The sequence below is a fragment of the Streptomyces sp. SID13726 genome, assembly GCF_010548375.1.
Lineage (GTDB): Bacteria > Actinomycetota > Actinomycetes > Streptomycetales > Streptomycetaceae > Streptomyces.
On sequence record NZ_JAAGLY010000041.1, the window covers coordinates 14,507 to 31,037 of the forward strand.

The window sequence follows — 16,531 nt, forward strand, 5'->3', positions numbered from 1 at the left end:
ACGGGTGTCTGGTGGGGGCTCTGGGGGTACCTTGGGCGGGGCGGTGTCTATGCCTGCCTCGGCCTCACGCGACTCGGGGTAAGTCGCCTCTCCGGCTGCTTGGCGTTTAGAGTTGGAAGTAACCTCTAGACCTCTGTTTGTGTTGAATTCTGAAGCGGAGTAAATCTTCACCATGAATCGACTGCCCGCGGCAAAGTCGATCCTCGCGACTGTGGCTCTTGGTGTGCTGATCGTCGGTTGCTCGGCCTCTGTGCAGGTCGGAAAGTCTGAGCTGAAAATGTCTGCGGACAAGTTGGCTGCTCTGGTTGCCGAGAAGCTCGCCATCGCAACAGGGCAGCCGAAACCGGATATGAGCTGTCCTCAGGACATCGTCGGTAAGGTCGGCAATGAAACGCGTTGTGAGTTGACTGCGGGCGACGGAAGCACATTGGGTGTGACGGTCACCGTGTCCTCTGTCGATGGAGATCGGATTAATTTTGATTTCGAGGCCGATGAGGCGGCTTCTCCAGCCAAGTGATGGCTGGTCGACAACCCCTTTGCGTTTCGTCCTCTGCCCGTGAATCAATTCAGTGCAAATGTGAACAGGAGCGAGATGCCATGTCGGGTGGCACGGACATCGAGGATCCGGCGGCTCTGAATCATGCGGGAAGTGGTGCACACGAGATCGCGGGGCGGACGCGAAGTGTCGGCGAGTATCCGGTGGATGAGACGCACTCGGCATCCCGGGACTTCGCCCGCGGCAATTGGGACGGCCGGCTAGGAACGGCGCTGAGCGACCTGGCGGCGACCTGGACGAGTCAGGTCACCGCACTCGCCGGCGACTGTGACAGCCTCGCGGGCCAGTGCGGTGGCTCGGGGTTGCTGTTTCTCCGCACTGAAGAGGCGAATACCCAGTACATGCGTTCCCTGTCGAGTGAGCCTTCGCCCTTCGGGTGAGCGGGCCGCGAGCCTGGCAAGCACGGCAGTAACGACCTCACCAGACACACCACGCACCATGCACCATGCACCACGCCACGGGGGACTCACCGCAGCCATGCCGACGTATGAGCAGCTGTACCACCTCAACCTGAGCAACTCAAAGCGGCAGCGGATCGCTGGCAGGAGACAGTCGCGAAGTTCGGAGGGCTGCATACGGCGTTCGGTGACAACGTCGCCAGGCCGTTCAGGCAGGCCGGCTGGGCGCAGCCGGTGCTCACGGCGGCGAAGGCCGGCAGCGATGTACGGACTGCTCACCGGGCGTTCGAGGACGCTCGCAAGGAGGCGCAAGGCATCGCGGGTGTCCTCGCCTCGCTCCACGCCGAGTTACAGAAGGCCAAGGACGACCTTCACCACCTCGTTGATGTCGAGGCCAAGGAGCGGGGTCTGCATGTCAACGCCGTCGGTGTTGTCATCCCTCGCATCGACTTCTCGAAGGGCATCGGTACCGCCTACGACCCCGACGGCCAGATCCTCATCCGCGAACGACAACAGGCATGCGACGCCTTTGCCCGTCGTATCGACCATGTCCTGCAACGTGCCACCCATGCGGATGAGACCGCGTGCTGGGCCCTGCGCCGAGACCTCGGAACGAGCCGAAGCAACTTCAACGCCAAGGTCGTCACCTCCCTGGCCGATGCCAACGCCGTCCGCGCGGGCGAGCTGAAGAGGAACGCCCGTACGAAGGCTGATGGATGGAGCGTCGAAGGCAAGGCCGATGCCTCCGGGCTTGATGTCGGTACGTCCGCGAGCGGCCCCGACACCGGTGCCGGGGCACTGGGCGAGGCCGAGGCGCATGCCGACCTCGGGCGTGCTTCGGCGGAGGGGGCGCTCACCAACGGTGCGTTCAAGCTCGCGGGGGAGACCGAGGCGTACGCCGGGGCCAAGGTGTCGCTGAGCAGCGGCAGCAGCAATGAGGGTATTCACGCGGGGGCCGGCGGCTTCGCCGGCGGTGAGGCGTCAGCCAAGGGAAGTGCCTATCTGGGCCCGGTCGGTGTCCATGGGCGGGCGGACGGTCTGGCGGGTGTCGAGGCGAGTACGACGGCCAGTGCGGGGCGTGAGGGTCTGGTTCTGGGGACGGAGGCGTTCGCCGGCGCGAAAGGCAGTGCCACCGGGGGAGCGGACATCGGCGGTATCGCGGCGGGCGCGACGGCCGAAGGATGGGCCGGCATCGGGGCCGAAGCGGAAGTGACCCTCGGCAAGTCCGCGGACGGCAAGTGGGAGATCGGTACTCGGACCGGCCTCGCATGCGGCCTCGGTGGCTCCGTGGGCTTCGAGTTCACCGTCGACCCGGAGAAGGTCGGGGACACAGCCGGTGACATCGCCGACGGGCTCGGCAGGCTCTTCTGATGTTGTCTTGTGCAGAGCCATGGCTGTTTGCGCACCGGTAGCCGATCAACTGCACGAAGGAGGCCGAGATGGCCACAACCCTGCCCGTACCGATCGAGTTCGCGCTTCCGGCCGGCTGGCGCGCCGCGCCACCGGACGAAGTCGGCGCGCCGGGGGCGGCGTTCGTCGCTTTGCATCCTCGGTCTGACGCGGGGTTCACCGCGAACATTGCGATCGACGGAGAGCACCGACCGGACGGAGCCACTCTTTCCGAGATCGCCGACCGGTCCCTGGCACGACTGCGTGGACCGGGTGCGACGGTCGTACTCACCGACCGACGCGATATGGGCTCAGCGGAGGCACCCGGGCTCGTTCAGAAACTGACCATCTCTGGCGGTGTCGGTGGCTTGTCGCGGGACCTTGTCCAGACTCAGGTGTATCTGTCCCTGCTGGATGTCGCCGATCCGCACAATCGGATGATGATTCGTTTGGTCCTGACGGTCACTGCTGCCCAATACTCCGAAGTTCTGGGTGACTTCGAGGAGTTTGTTCGCACAGTTCGACCGAGTGCCGGAAACGTGTCGTAGCCGCCAACCGGCCTTGCACCTGCAACTAGCTCCTCATAGGTTGATGTCATGGGATTCTTCGACAAGCTGACCGGAACCAAGCGGCCGGCTGACGGCATCACTCCGTTGTCCGCCGAGAAGGTGCACGCTGCGCTGCTCGGACTCAACGGTGCTGACGTTCCGTACGTCGTCAAGAGCAGTGAGGAAAATGCGGACTTGGTGGCCGAGTGGCGTCTCCTGGAGCCCGCCTGGCGAACCTTCTTCCTTCGTGCTCAGGTGAGTCGGGTGTTCAAGGTTCATATGCGCCTGGTCCCTGAGAAGAACGAAGTCCGTGCCCTCGACCAGCAATTCGAGGTCGAGTGGGTCGGTGACACGCCCCGGATCGCGCTCTCGTCCGAGACTCAGCGCGGTCAGGTGAGGACTGTCTCGAAGCGACGGTCACTCGGTCGAGGTGAGAACGGCGAGAGGGAAGAGACGTTCAGCTTCGACAGCGATGATCTGAAGGATCCCTTGCAGAGCGTCGTCCTGGATTCCGGTTGGGTCTGGCGCGGAGTGGTCTCCGGCAAATTGTGAGCTGTTGTGGGGAGGCTCTTCGGATGAAAGGCAGGGGCAGTGTGGGAGCTGTCGAGGGGAAGTCGATGCAACTTCCTTATGCGACCGACGGAAGTGACTTCAGAGGTGCATTGAGATATCACTACGTTTACGCGCTGAAGCGATTTGCCAGGCTTGGCCCGATCTTCCTCGTCGTAGCGCTTCTGGTGTTTCTCTTGGAGATCGATTCTTTGTTCCTGTTGGGCGCTGCGGGATGGATCGGACTCGTCTTCACACTGATCGTGTTGTGGAGCCGTGTGCTCTGGATCAAGAAGTGCTCCCGGGTCTTCCATACCTATCCTCTTGAGTTCAGAGGGCCGGTCACCAAGGTGAACAGGGATGGTGAGTTGTTCTTCCTGCGCTTCGCGGACCAGGGCAATGAAGCCACGATGTGCGCGAAAACGCCTCTGAAGTGTTCGAGCTGGCCCGACGGCATCGCGGACGGTATGTGGTTCGCCGGTGATGATCCGTTCGGTGGCGCGGCCATCGTGCCCGGGTCGGGTGAGCTCATGTTCATGCAGCCCACCGCGTGGAAGCTGCTCGCCGATCGGCGGAAAGGCGCGGGGGCGGAGCGCAACAGGCGTGCCTGGCGGGCCTGGATCCACTGGCGGGTGACTTTCCGCATCCGCGTCTTTGGGACGTAGGCATGTCGTGTGTCCGGTCTCGCGGTACGTGACCGGACGGTCTTGGTGTGAGCTCAGCAACCGTTGGTCTTCGCCAGGAAGGCCGTCGGTGTCTGACGGACACCCGGGACATGCTTCTACCGTCACAGCGCCGCGGGAGTAGAGCGCGACCTTTTCTCGGTGGCTCTCTTCTGTGCAATCTCGCGGGCGGTTGGTGTGGCCTTGGTCGCCCGCCACGGCCCGGTTTGTCAACTGAATCGGTCGTCGGCAGCGTCGTAAGCGAGGAAGGATCCCGCTAGGCAGGTTGACGTGGCTCGGCGACACCAGCTTCTTGTATTTCTTGTGAAGCAATTGCGTCGACCTTGGACCCGGTTGCCCCGGTGGCTCCCGCAGCTCGCCGTGTCCTCCGTCCCGCAGCCGCTCAACGCCCCCCCCGCTCAAAGAAAGATCCGGTATCTTCAGGCACTTGATTGGCATGTCCTCGCTCAGGTGCACGGTTGGGTGGGCCGGACATGCCGGCCAGTCTGACAACGGGGATGGGACAAGGGATGAGTACGCCCTTCGATGCGCCGCAGCGCGGCGGAAGCACTCAGACGCGGCTGAACTCCGCGGCCGCGGAAGGCGGTGGCGGTGGTGGCGGGGGCGCCGCCGGTGGTGGGACCAACGTCGAGACCCAGCGCCTCGACGAGGCCGCCAACGCGCTCGTCGAGTTGCGCGGTGACACGGAGAACGTCGACAACACCGCCGACGACGACACCCTGAACGCTGTCAGGGGGCTCAACAAGCACACCGCCGGGGGTATGGCGGAGGCGGGCTCCTGGGCCACCGCCGGGTCTCTGATGACGATGGACGTCCGGTGGGGCTCCCAGGTCATCAACCTCAAGACCATGCTCCAGGACATCAGCGACAAGCTCCACACCACCACAGGGCACTACACCCGCACCGAGCAGGAGGAGCGGGCCCGGCAGAACTCGATCGGCACGCCCTTCGGGTGACCTCGGCCGCCCGGGTGGCCGTCGCGCCGCCCGGGCAGTCCGTCGAGTCCTGCCGGAACCCCCTTCACAAGGAGCTGTCGCACATGGTGTCCATCCCCTACCTCGACAAGGCCGACCTCGCCCCGCTGGCCGAGGCCGCCGTGTCCTGGAGCGCGTTGCCGGCCAAGTACGAGTCCCTGCAAAGGGAGTTCGAGCAGCGCGTCATCAACCACCTCAAGGGCCACTGGGACGGTGCCGCGTCGGACGCGGCGTTCACCACCATGGGCAAGGCCCGCACGGAGTACGAGAACGCCGCCACCGAGGCCGGGCGCATCGGCAAGTTGCTCCAGGACGCGCACGGTGAGTTCGCCGCCTCCCAGAAGCAGTTGCACGCCCTGCTCGACGAGGCTCGCAGCGACCACTACAAGGTCTACGACGACGGCAGGGTCGAGGACGTCGACCCGCGCCAGGACAGCCCGACCGCCTCCGCCTCGCCGGGCCTCGCGGAGGAGCGGAAGAAGAAGCTCGACTCGCTCGTCTCCCGGCTGACCCGGACCCTCGAACTGGCCACCGCCGCCGACGAAGCAGCCAGCGCCGCACTGGAACGCGACGCCAACGGCGACAGCCAGTCCTTCAACACCAGCGTCTACACCACCCTCGACTCCGTCGAGGCCGACCAGGCGTCCGCGCTGATGAACAAGAAGGACCGGCTCTCCGACGCCGAGATCACCAAGCTCAACCTGCTCCTCTCCGCCAACAAGAACGACCCCGAGTTCTCAAGGGAGTTCGCGGTCAAGACCGGCGGCGAGAACATGCTCAGCAAGTACAACGAGCTCATGAGCCCGCCGGCCGGCACCACCCTCTCCAAGACACAGCTGGCCCAACTCAAGGAGCTCAAGGCGAACTTGGGCACCACCATCGGCACGGCGACCACATCGGACGACCACCGAAAAGGCGGACCCGACCCGGACATCACCAAGTTCCAGAACGACCTCCTCAAGGCGGGCCGGCGCGACTTCAACGCCAACCCCACCGAGTCGCCGTACGGCCTCAGCGGCTACCAGCTCACCAGCAGCCTGATGAGCGAGGGCAAGTGGGACAAGGACTTCCTCCAGGACTACGGCGACGCCCTGATCACCGTGGAGAAGAACGGCTCCAACGCTGGGCAGAATCCGGACGCTTACTGGGGGTATCCGCGGACGCTGGGGTCGACCAACATCGGGGCGCTCGACCCGATGACGGGGTTCATGGACGCGCTGGGGCACAACCCGGATGCGTCCACCGAGTTCCTCGGCTCGGAGACCACCGTCAATGGCGAAAAGGTCGACCACTACGACTACTTGATGAAGGACCGGCACTGGCCCGACGGCGCCGGTTACACAGGTGATCCCAAGAATCCCAGCGGCTACAACAATCTCGGTCACGCGCTGGAATCCGCCACGACCGGCCACGCGTACGATGCTCCGATCCCGAACCCGCTTCCGAAGCACACCACGGATCAGGCCGAGCTGACCTCGAAGATCATCTCGGATGTCTCCGAGCACCCCGAACTCGCCCACAACGGAATGAACGACAGCCTCGGCCGCATGGCCGCGGAGTACATGCCCGACATCAACCGTGCGCTGGCCAACGACGAGAAGAACCTCAACAAGCTCTACCCCGAAGGCGACAGCGCGCCGGCGATCATCGGTGACAAGAGGGAACGTGACGTCACGCGGTTCCTCTACACCGTCGGCCAGGATCCGGACGGGTACGCGGCCATTAATTACGGTCAGACGCAGTACACCAGTTCGCTCATGGAATACCACCTCGAGCACCCGGACGCCTACGGGGTCTCCGCCACCGAGAAGATCGAGAAGATCAGTACGAACTCGGCGGAGATCGAGGGCATCATCGGAACGGCCCGCAAGGACGCGGTCATCCACGAGAAGGTCGCGGACGACGCGGTGTTCAACAGCCGGATCGAGGCAGCCGGAGAGTGGGCGAAGACCGGCGTCGGTATCGGAATCGGTGCCGGTACCGCCACCATCGCGTCTCCTGCCGGAGGAGCCGTTGCCGGTGCCGCGGCCGAGTGGGTGAGCGGCCAGGTCATCGACTCGATGGTCTCCGGGGCATCGAGGGACTCGCTGGGAGAAGTCGTCTACAGCACGGGCGGCGAAGTCGAGGATCGCAAGCGGTCCTTCATGGCGGTCACCAGTGAAGCGGCGATGCTCGGGAACGAGCGAGCCGAGACCGGGTTGAGCCAGGAACAGGTGGACACCGCGGTGGGCAAGGGACTCGACAGCGGCCACGGCAACGCAAAGGACAACCTGGACGACTACGCCGAGGATCTCGATGCCGATACCACCGGCCTGGGAAGTTGAGGAACGGCACATGACCGCCCCTACCCGACCCACACAACCCGAGGTCTCTGTGAGTACGAGCTCAGCTGTTCGAAAGCGCCTGGCCGTTGGCTTGGTCGCCGTTCTCTGCCTAGCTGCGGGCACGGTGATCGGTGACCGTTTCGTCCCGTTCCGGGGTGAGGGAGCCTCAGCTGACTGCGGTGGCCTCCTCTCGGCCGTCGACATGGGCTTTCTTCAGCAGACCGGGTTCACCGGCCGCAGGATCACCTCCACCGAGTTCACCGAGTCCGGCCAGGGCGATGCGTACCGGCTGGACTGCGCGATCAACGGCGACGACGAACCACAACTCGACGCGAGGGTCCGCGTCACTTCAACGGATGCCGAGGCGTGGCAGGCCGATCTCAAGGCCCGGGGCCGCCTGTCGGGCACGGTCAAACGACTGAGCGTCTCGGCCACCGACGGGCAGGAGGCCGCGGCACTGTCCGGTGACTCCAGCGCGGCTGTCTACCTTCCCTGCAAGCTGGCCGGGAACAAGACCATCCATCTCGGCGTCTCAGTCAAGGCTCCTGGCGCGTCCAACGGCAACGCGGACAATCAGCGCCTCACCGTCGCGGCCATCGCCTCCCGCCTTGCCAATCACGCCGTCGATGAGGCCGGATGCCTGAAGCCTGTCGCAGTCGTCGACCAGTCACCCACCTTCGCTTCCTGAGCCGGGAAGTGGCTCGGCCGTGGGCCACAACACCTGTTTGCCATCAAGCACTGAGATCCGTCGGCGCTGTTTGGAGTTGCCTGGGGGTCCGGATGGCTGGGCTTCTGCACGGCGGCGTACGAATGCGGCGAGCGAATCCGTGCGGGAGTCGGAGACGGCCAGGTGGGGACGCCGTAGAACCGACAGAAGGCAGTGGACTCCAACGTCACTGGCGAAGCGCGGTAGTTCAGGTTGCGCGGAGGTGACCAGGCGCCTTCAGGTGTCGCCTGATCAGCCGCCCACGATGTCGTACGGCAGGACAGTGGGTGTTGGGATCGAAGTCCGCTACAGGCGACACGGCTTGCCGTCGGCGACCAACTGTGTCAGGGATCGCTGCGGCAGTTCCAGGAACTGCCGCAGGTTATCGGCTACCTTGTCGAGTTCTGGTTCGTCCAGCGATGCCGTCCGAGTCCGGTAGACCGTCCCATCAATGCCTGCGACGTAAGACAGGCCGCCGCCGTTCGAGCGGATGACCAGGCCACCGGCCGTCTGGTCCCCGTCGACGGCCACAACGCCGTACTCCTGGATCCGCAGCAGGATGTCACGTGCCTGGTCGAGCTGGGGTGAGGCTCACTTGAGCGAGCGTGCGAGCCGCGGCTCGATCGTCGCGATCGGCCGACCGGACCACGTTGACGTCTGAGGGAAAGCCGTACCGACGCTCGAACTCGCCTGTCATGACCGTCAGGGTCCCCGAGGCTCTGTCGGTCCACGTGGCCAGCCAGGCAGCCGAAATTGAACGGTCACTCATGAGGCCGGATCATGGCAGGGGCCAGGGGCCAGGGGCCAGGGGCCAGGGGCCAGGGGCCAGGGGCCAGGGGCCAGGGGCCAGGGGCCAGGGGCCAGGGGCCAGGGGCCAGGGGCCAGGGGCCAGGGGCCACGGGCCACGGGCATCCGGGGGGAGAAACGAGCGGGCATTTCAACCACGCAGAGCTCCGCTCCACGACCCAACGATAGGCGCCAAGTCCGGTGTCGTGTCGGGTGCCGCGGAGTGCGATCGCGGGCACGATGCCACGTATGTGGACCCGATCACGGAATACGTCGTGGTCGTAGCTGCGATTGCCGCTCGTCAGGAGCACCGCCAGCGTCGTGCCGTGCCCGTCGGTGATCAAGTGATGTATGGAGCCGTCTCGTACGCGGTCGGCTCACCTTTACGGCACGATCCACGGTCGTGTCACCACGCCGGCCGGTGCGGTCAACTCGCGCTCCAGGCACGGCGATCAGTGCGCACTCACCTGGTCGAAGGGGCCTGGGATCAGACCACCCATCCGGTCCGTATACGCGGGTAGAGACGTTCTACGAGGAGTTGACGCCGTACCCCCATCGTGTGCAGGTACGTGACTCTTCGAGCCTCCTGAGGTTGCGGAAGTGCACGTCAGAGGTCTCGAAGGATGGGGAGTGCGGAGGACGTATGCCTGGTGATTTCTACTTAGATCCGCAAGAACTGGGGAAGTTGGCGAATGCGTTCGGTACGCGGGCGTACGACCTGGCGAGTGCGGTCGAGGGATTTCGGCGTAGGACGGGTGCAGAGCAGGTCCACGACGGGTTCGGATTCTTGACGGAGTCGGACGAGGTGACGTCCGCTTATATCGAATTGGCCGAAGGGATGGTCGATTCGCTGGGGAATCTGGCTCGCCATTTCGATGAAGTAAGTCAGGCACTCAAGGACAACGCCAAGAACTCCGAAGAGTCCGATGACTTTCTCGCCGGTCTGTTCAAGGGCGGTAAGACGTGAGCGAGGAGAGCGTCGCGGAGAAGGTCTATGAGGCCGGGATCGAGGTCGTGAATCCCGGTGGGCGACCGGATGTGCTGCGCGCGGCGGCCAAGGGGTGGCGGACCATGGGGGAGGAGCTGGAGGAGGCGTACGGCGGGCTCGACAGAGCCGTCCAGGGAATCCTCGGTGAGCACTGGAGAGGGGAAGCGGCCGAGGCTTTCAGCGCGTACTGGAAGCACGTCGGGGAGGCTGTCGACGAGACCGGGCCGGTCTTCGAGCAGGCTGCGAAGGGGCTCGAAGAGGCAGCCGACAACATTGACGAGATCAACGACGAGATCCATCAGATCTACCTCGAGATCGGAGTCTCCATCGCCGCGTCCGCCGCGCTCTCCTTCGTCACACTGGGCTTCTCCGCGCCTGCCGGAGTTGCCAACGCCCTACGGCTTGCCGCCCAAGCCGCCAACGCGGCTTCGAAGTTGGGGCGACTGCTCGGTTCGGTCGCTCGTCTGTTTCGGCATGTTCGCTCGATTGTGAGACTGAGCAAGCGATGGCGTCTGATCACCGAGCTCGGTGTGCAGTGGGGTGCCGGGACCGGTACAGGGATCGTGACGAGCCTGGCCACCGACAGCGGTCCGGAGTACAGGAACAACGCCGTCAACGGCGTGGTGGGTGTCCTCGGCGGAAGGTACGGGGCGGGGCACCTGGCTTCGAGGCTTGGCGGAGGCATGTGGGCGAACGCGGTCGACGGCACGACGGTAGGTGTCCTCACCTCACTCGCCGGTGACACCATCAACAACCTTCACAGCAAAGACCGGTTCGACGCATCGCAGATGGCGCTCGGGGCCGTTGCGGGAGGTCTCACCGGTGGAGCAGGCGGCGCGGCCGTCCACAGGGCCACGGACGGTCGGACGCTCTCCTCGGCGCACGGCCTGGTGGGCGATGTGGCGACCAACGCTCCCATCGGCTTCGGCCTCGGCGTGGGTGGCAATGTCTCCAAGCACCTCGACGGCGCCGTCAACGGTGACCCCAACGCGGACGAGGAAAGGGACCGGCCCGGTGCGGTCGCCGACACACGGAAGCACGCGAGTCAGGATGCCAAGGGCTTGCGGGAGCGACCCGATGCGCGGCGGTACGGAGCATTCGGGTGAACAGTGAACGGGCCCTGGACAAGGGTGTGAACGAAATGGTGCACGGCACCGAGGTCCAGCTCTTCCCACGCTGTGGGCGGTTCGTTGCCGCAGCCGCCCCGCTCGCTCTCGTGGCACTGACCGCGGCATGGCTTTTCCTGGGAGCTACACCGGTGCGTGCGGCCATTTTGTGGTGCTCACTGGCGCTGCTGGCCGCATGCGTGGTGATTTCGGGAGTGGCGCTGGTGCGCGGGGGCGGCCGGTCCCGGCACGAGACCTACCTCTGGGGTGTGCGGACGGCCTCGTCAACTCCCGGGCGGGGAGAAGGCGCAGTACCGGCACAACTGGGCGGTGTGCGCTGGCCGTCGGCCCGCTTCGCAGGGGTGATGGTCGCGGTTCCCGCTCTGCTGGCACTCTGGGTGACGATGGCTGCCGCCGATGCGCGGGACAGGGGGACGAGTTCCGTACTCGCGCAAGCGGGCGCGGTGATCGAACGGCGTCCCGTCGTGAAGGTCGAGAACGAGGTTGCCGAGGGCAGCAGTCGCTCGGCCGCCGCCACGGCCGACCTAACTGTGCTCCTTCCGTCGCTGACCGGCGGGCACGCGGTGCCGGCCACATTCGAGGCGGCTACCAATCGACGCCAGGGCATCGGCAGCGAGTTGTACGTGGCGTATGTTCCCGATCGGCCCGAGCTGGGTGCCATCGGTGACGACCAACGAGAGGACGTGGAGCGTCAACTCGCAGGAAGGGCTCTTCAGTTCGGCGACTCATGGGTCATCGGCGGATTGTGGGCCTTGGTGACACTTCCCCTGCTCGTCCACTGGTGGAGGAACGACAGCCCCCGGCGTCCGCCACGCACCGTCGGCCCGGACTGGAAGGCACTGAGAGTCACTATCACTGGGACCGGCGCCCACACCGACGCGCCCCCTCCCGGCAGCCCGGAAGCGGCCGACGACAAGAAGCGCAGGGAGAACACTCGGCAGTTGCCCGGCCTTGTACTCGAGGGCCGTGGTCGGCAGATCCCCTTCCACTCGCAGATGGCCACGGAAGCCGCCGGAGCTGCGCTGGCCAACGCTCGGGGCTGGTTGCTCTGGCACCCCCGGCAGTGCCGTGGTCGTGACATGGTCGCCGAGCTCGTAGGTGACGACGGCTGGCAGCTACCGGGCGCGGTTCCGGTGCAGGTGGCCCAGCAGATCGAGGAAGCGGGCCTCATGGATGCGGCACATCCGGACCCCGAGCGGCAGGTGCAGACCCTCGACCTCGGCGCCGGCTGGCTCGTCACCTCGTCCCCCCCCGTCGTCGTGGCCTTCGCGACAGCTCTTGCTTGCCTCACCTCCCTCCTCCTCATCCCGGACGTCGGCTCCTGGCGGCTCTGGACCGCTGCGGCCGGATTGCTGGTACCCCTGGTCGGGTTCGCGATCCAAGGGGTGGCGCGGGTGGGCAACAGCGCCGAAGCCAAGGCAAGTTGACGTCAAGGGCGAGCCGCGCAGGCCATGACACCTGCTCGGCTCGCCCCTCGGCGAGGGCATCCCCAGAACTTCGTGCCTGCACCCACCCGGGACGTGTGCAACGCCACCATTCCGACTGGCGTACCGAGCGAGCCGCCCCCCCGGGTACCCGCTGTACGCGCACTCGGCAGGAAAGCGGGCCGCCCTGACAGCTGCTCAGGCACCGTACGTGCAGATCGCCGGGTTCTGGCCGTGTCCGTATCCGGCAGATCCATGATCACTGGGCGAACCGTCGTCGATGTCTTCTGTGCTCTCTCCACCTACACCGACTCAGCTCGCCCCACCCGCCAAAAAGCCGAGGAAATCGTGTGAACATTCCGTGCCCGAGTCGTCGCAGGACCGGACGACGGTGCTGGTGTGTTCGGAAGTTGCCGCTCCGATAACCTGAGCGGCGGTGACTGGATCACGACGACAGAGCAACGGGGAGACACGGGGATGGCGGACTTCCAGATCGATGTCGATCGGATGAAGACCCTGATCAACAGGTTGGACCAGGTGGACGACCGGATGCGCGGCGCGCAGCAGCGGTTGAACAAGGTCGGTCCGACGGGACTCGGTACGGACGGCCTCGACAACGCCTGTGACGACTTCCAGGACGACTGGGGCGACGGCATCAAGCGGATCGCGGACGCCTCCAAGACGCTGCACGAGGGGCTCCAGAAGACCGTCGAGGCGTACCAGACGACCGACCAGGACATGCAGAAGGGCTTCAGCCAGAAGTAGCCCGCCGGGACGTAACCCGCCGGGACGTAACCCGCCCGGTCGCAGCCCGCCGCGCGACCGCCACCGCACCGCAGCCGCACCACCACCGTCACACCCGACCCACCACACACACAACGGGGAGTAGAAGATGGGGATGTTCGACGATCCCAACTGGCCAGGGCTGACCTTCAACCCGGCCAAGGGCGACCTGCACACGATCGAGTCCCTCGCGTACGACGTCAAGACCGTCGGCGACGAGCTCGACGAGATGCGCGAGATGCTGGTGAGCATCGGCAGGACCGACGGGGTGTGGGACGGCGAGGCCGCGAAGAAGTTCCAGGACAAGGTCGGCGAGCTGCCCAAGTACCTCCAGCAGGGGCACGAGTCGATGAGCGCCTGCTCCCGGGCGCTGCGCGGCTGGCACGACGAGCTGGAGACCATGCAGCGGCAGGCCAAGAACCTCGAGGAGCGCGCGGTCGAGGCCCGCAAGCGGCTGGAGCAGAAGAACGCCGACGTCGACCGCGTCAACGTCAAGATCGAGGGCGCGCAGTTCCAGCAGCTCACCGAGCAGCAGGCCAAGTCCCTCTCGGAGGAGGCCGATTCCGCCTCCTCGGCCGCCAAGAGTGCCGCGTCCGACCTCCAGAGCCTCATCGACAACGCCGAGGCGCTGCGCAAGTACTGGGAGGAGCAGGCCGGCAAGGCGGAGAAGGCCATTCGCGAGGCCGCGCAGAACCGGCCGCCGGACATCAGCATCTGGGAGTCGATCGGCAACGGCCTCAAGGCCGCTTGGGACGGCTTCACGGACTTCCTCGCCGACAACGCGGACCTGTTCTCCAAGATCGGCTCCGTGCTGTCCATCCTCTCCCTGGCGACCATGGCCATCCCGCCCGTCGGCGCGATCCTCGGCGGCCTGGCCATCGGCGCCAGCGCCCTCGCCCTCGCCGGTTACGGTGCCAAGACGGCCCGCGGCGAGAAGGTCGGCGTGATGGACTGGGTCGGGGCCGGCCTCGGTGTGCTGCCGGGCATCGGCGCCGTCAAGGGCATCACCGCGGGAGCCAAGGCCGCCAGGGCCGCGGCCACCGGCGAGCGCCTCGCCGGCGTCTTCTCCCACGCCGACGAGATGGCGACCTCGGTCAACATGGCCCGCGGTATGGCGGACGGCCTCATGTACAAGGGCCTGGCGCGTGCGGGCAAGGCGATGGGCCTCGCCGACGAGGCCGTGGACGTCGGCAGCGGTCTGATGCGCGGCACCATGGGCGGCATCAAGGGCGTGGGCCTGGCCTTCGGGCTGATCTCGGGCGGCGGGTCCAACACCCAGGCGGCCGCGGCGCCGTCCAGCAACTCGTTCATGTCGGCGGCGGGAGCGGCGTAACCGATGGACACCATGCTTCCCGGCGACGCCCCGGCGGCGGACGCCCCGCGCCTCAACTTCCGTGTGCCGCCCGCCTTTTACGAGCTTCCCGTCTGGGAGACCCCGGAACTGGTCGGCGAGGCGCTGATCGAACTGGCCCAGGACGTCTACCCGCAGGGCAACCCCGAGCTCTGGTTCCAGTACGCGGCGACCCAACTCCCCGTGGTCGCCCAGATGATGGACGCCGGGGTCGGCTACGCCGGGTTCTGTCTGCTCGACCTCGACGGCCGGCGCAGTACGGCGACGGTGACGGCCGCTCTGCTGGAGTCCGTGCCGGACGGCCAGAAGATGACGGCGTCCAGCGTCGCCGCCGAACTCGCCGGTCTCGGTGACCAGGCCCAGGTCGAGACGGTCTGGCTCACGGCGGGCGAGGCGGTGGCCCGCTTCAGCGCGGACGTCACCACGCTCCCGGCCGAGCTCACCGACTCCGGGCAGCCCGAGGACGTGGAGGTCGGGAAGATCGCCGTCTTCCTGCCGCTGCGCAAGGACGCGGAGATGGTCCTGTTCGAGCTGAGCACGCCCTGTATGCAGGACTGGGACCTGTACTCCGACCTGTTCTTCAACATCGTGAACACCCTTGAGGTGAACACCGGCGACACCCCGTCCGACACCCCGTCCGAGACACCGCCCCCGCAGCAGGTGCCGGCAGACGGCCCGATGACAGGTGGACAGATGGACGTGGCGAGCGGCGTCCAGGTCCCGCTCCAGGCGAAGTCCGTCCGGGACGTGTTCGGATGATCCGGACGAGCCGGACGAGCCGCTGAGGGGTGACGAGCATGCCGGGCGCCGACAGCACCGCCCCCGAGGCCGAGGAGCACCTCGGGCTGCTTCCGGTGACCGCCGCCCAGCTGGCGGCGGTCCCGGGACTGACCGAGCAGGCCCGGACGATCGGCGCCGAGCGGGGCATCGACTACGGCGCCGACCGTGAGGTCGCGGCGCTGCTGCACCGGCACATCCGGCTGCTCGGCGGCATGAACTCCCGCGGGCTGTGGGGCGGCCTGCTGCTCGCGCCCGGCGCGGTCGGGGCCTGGTTCCTGCTCGGCGGCCCCGACCGGAGCACCTCCGGCCCGACGGCCGACGTGATCCTCGCCGCCCCGGTGCTGCTCCTGCTCGCGCTCGGCGTCCACCTGCTGTCCCGGGCGTTCTGGTTGCGCCACGTGTGGGTACGCCGTGGCACCCGCGACCAGGTCAACGGATACCTTCAGATCCTGTCAGCGGCGGGGCTCGCACACCACGAACTGCCCGCATGGCTGAAGCCGGTCACCGGAAAGAGATGGCGATGACGACTGTATTTGGCGTGCACGCGCAGGCCCCCCAGGAGAACACGGCCCTCAACCTCCAGAGTGTCATCAAGGTGAGAGGCGGCAACCCCGTCTACGTGGCCCGAGGACTGTCGTCCGACAGCACACCGGAAGCCCTCGCCACCGACTTCACCCTGTACGAGGACCAGGCGGGCCAGAAGCCGCTGTGCACCGTGTCCCGCCGCGCCCCGGACACCAGACTGACTGTGACGGCCCCCGACGGCGCCGTACTCGCCCTGCTCCACCCCCCGGCCGGCAACCGCTACACCCTCGAACTCCCCGACGGCACAAGCCTGTCCGGCCGAGCCGGCACAGCCGCGTCCTGGGCGGTCTACGTAGTCCTCTCCCCCCTGACCCTCCTCTACAACGCCGCGAGCCTCATCGGCGGATACGGCATCGACTGGCACCTCCCGTCCCGCACGAACTGGCGCACCGGCACCTTCGCCCCCGCCCCCCTGAAGTTCAACGGCATCACGGACAAGTACAGACTCCGCCCGACCCAACTGGACCCCCGAGTCGCCTACGCCCAGGCGGTCCTCCACTTCTGGTCGACCTGACACCACACACCACAACGCCGCCCGTACGACGATGGCGGCCCCCTCCCCGGGCGCCGCCATCGCCGT

The 16,531-nt window shown here is 66.5% G+C and carries 18 protein-coding genes and 1 pseudogene; 17 read left to right on the forward strand and 2 right to left on the reverse strand.

Annotated elements, in window-relative coordinates:
- Positions 1–172: 172 nt before the first annotated feature.
- From G3I78_RS45235 to G3I78_RS45275, 9 genes are all read left to right on the forward strand, one after another.
- Positions 173–517 carry a DUF4333 domain-containing protein gene (locus G3I78_RS45235; protein WP_164436074.1) on the forward strand — a complete coding sequence of 115 codons (345 nt, stop codon included), beginning with the start codon at positions 173–175 and terminating at the stop codon, positions 515–517.
- An 80-nt stretch (positions 518–597) separates the two neighbouring features.
- On the forward strand, positions 598–936 hold the full coding sequence (locus G3I78_RS45240) for a hypothetical protein (RefSeq protein WP_164436076.1): 339 nt from the start codon (positions 598–600) through the stop codon (positions 934–936).
- Positions 937–1,188: 252 nt separating this feature from the next.
- Complete coding sequence (locus G3I78_RS45245; RefSeq protein ID WP_164436078.1) at positions 1,189–2,325, forward strand: hypothetical protein; 1,137 nt, start codon at positions 1,189–1,191, stop codon at positions 2,323–2,325.
- 68 nt (positions 2,326–2,393) lie between these two features.
- Positions 2,394–2,891 (forward strand): hypothetical protein, encoded by a 498-nt coding sequence (locus G3I78_RS45250; RefSeq protein ID WP_164436080.1) that lies wholly within the window; start codon positions 2,394–2,396, stop codon positions 2,889–2,891.
- Between the two features lie 48 nt (positions 2,892–2,939).
- A complete protein-coding gene (locus G3I78_RS45255) occupies positions 2,940–3,443 on the forward strand; it encodes a hypothetical protein (protein WP_164436082.1) in 504 nt (167 codons plus the stop codon).
- 41 nt (positions 3,444–3,484) lie between these two features.
- On the forward strand, positions 3,485–4,105 hold the full coding sequence (locus G3I78_RS45260; protein ID WP_343244008.1) for a hypothetical protein: 621 nt from the start codon (positions 3,485–3,487) through the stop codon (positions 4,103–4,105).
- 527 nt (positions 4,106–4,632) lie between these two features.
- Entirely contained in the window at positions 4,633–5,079 is a 447-nt protein-coding gene (locus G3I78_RS45265) for a hypothetical protein (protein WP_239158430.1), read from the forward strand.
- A gap of 83 nt (positions 5,080–5,162) precedes the next feature.
- On the forward strand, positions 5,163–7,421 hold the full coding sequence (locus tag G3I78_RS45270) for a DUF6571 family protein (RefSeq protein WP_164436086.1): 2,259 nt from the start codon (positions 5,163–5,165) through the stop codon (positions 7,419–7,421).
- 202 nt (positions 7,422–7,623) lie between these two features.
- Positions 7,624–8,109 carry a hypothetical protein gene (locus G3I78_RS45275; protein ID WP_164436088.1) on the forward strand — a complete coding sequence of 162 codons (486 nt, stop codon included), beginning with the start codon at positions 7,624–7,626 and terminating at the stop codon, positions 8,107–8,109.
- A gap of 324 nt (positions 8,110–8,433) precedes the next feature.
- On the opposite strand, the gene G3I78_RS52505 is transcribed toward G3I78_RS45275, so the two are convergent.
- Both G3I78_RS52505 and G3I78_RS51420 read right to left on the reverse strand, forming a co-directional pair.
- Entirely contained in the window at positions 8,434–8,658 is a 225-nt protein-coding gene (locus tag G3I78_RS52505) for a hypothetical protein (protein ID WP_239158431.1), read from the reverse strand.
- A gap of 407 nt (positions 8,659–9,065) precedes the next feature.
- A pseudogene (locus tag G3I78_RS51420) lies at positions 9,066–9,287 on the reverse strand (IS5/IS1182 family transposase); the annotation flags it as partial.
- 269 nt (positions 9,288–9,556) lie between these two features.
- On the opposite strand from G3I78_RS51420, the gene G3I78_RS45285 reads away from it, so the two are divergent.
- The 8 genes from G3I78_RS45285 (at position 9,557) to G3I78_RS45320 (ending at position 16,465) form a co-directional block, all read left to right on the forward strand.
- Positions 9,557–9,880, forward strand: coding sequence for a hypothetical protein (locus G3I78_RS45285; protein WP_164436090.1), 324 nt, complete (start codon positions 9,557–9,559; stop codon positions 9,878–9,880).
- On the forward strand, positions 9,877–11,007 hold the full coding sequence (locus G3I78_RS45290; protein WP_164436092.1) for a WXG100 family type VII secretion target: 1,131 nt from the start codon (positions 9,877–9,879) through the stop codon (positions 11,005–11,007). Before G3I78_RS45285 ends, G3I78_RS45290 begins: the two co-directional genes overlap by 4 nt.
- Entirely contained in the window at positions 11,004–12,455 is a 1,452-nt protein-coding gene (locus G3I78_RS45295) for a hypothetical protein (RefSeq protein ID WP_343244009.1), read from the forward strand. The genes G3I78_RS45290 and G3I78_RS45295 overlap by 4 nt, the downstream gene beginning before the upstream one ends.
- 474 nt (positions 12,456–12,929) lie before the next feature.
- Positions 12,930–13,217 carry a type VII secretion target gene (locus G3I78_RS45300; RefSeq protein ID WP_164436093.1) on the forward strand — a complete coding sequence of 96 codons (288 nt, stop codon included), beginning with the start codon at positions 12,930–12,932 and terminating at the stop codon, positions 13,215–13,217.
- Positions 13,218–13,344: 127 nt separating this feature from the next.
- Positions 13,345–14,568, forward strand: a complete 1,224-nt coding sequence (locus G3I78_RS45305) for a putative T7SS-secreted protein (RefSeq protein ID WP_164436095.1) — start codon at positions 13,345–13,347, stop codon at positions 14,566–14,568.
- Between the two features lie 3 nt (positions 14,569–14,571).
- Positions 14,572–15,345 carry a hypothetical protein gene (locus G3I78_RS45310; RefSeq protein ID WP_164436097.1) on the forward strand — a complete coding sequence of 258 codons (774 nt, stop codon included), beginning with the start codon at positions 14,572–14,574 and terminating at the stop codon, positions 15,343–15,345.
- A gap of 38 nt (positions 15,346–15,383) precedes the next feature.
- Entirely contained in the window at positions 15,384–15,890 is a 507-nt protein-coding gene (locus G3I78_RS45315; RefSeq protein WP_164436099.1) for a hypothetical protein, read from the forward strand.
- A complete protein-coding gene (locus G3I78_RS45320) occupies positions 15,887–16,465 on the forward strand; it encodes a hypothetical protein (RefSeq protein ID WP_203616420.1) in 579 nt (192 codons plus the stop codon). The genes G3I78_RS45315 and G3I78_RS45320 overlap by 4 nt, the downstream gene beginning before the upstream one ends.
- Positions 16,466–16,531: the final 66 nt, after the last annotated feature.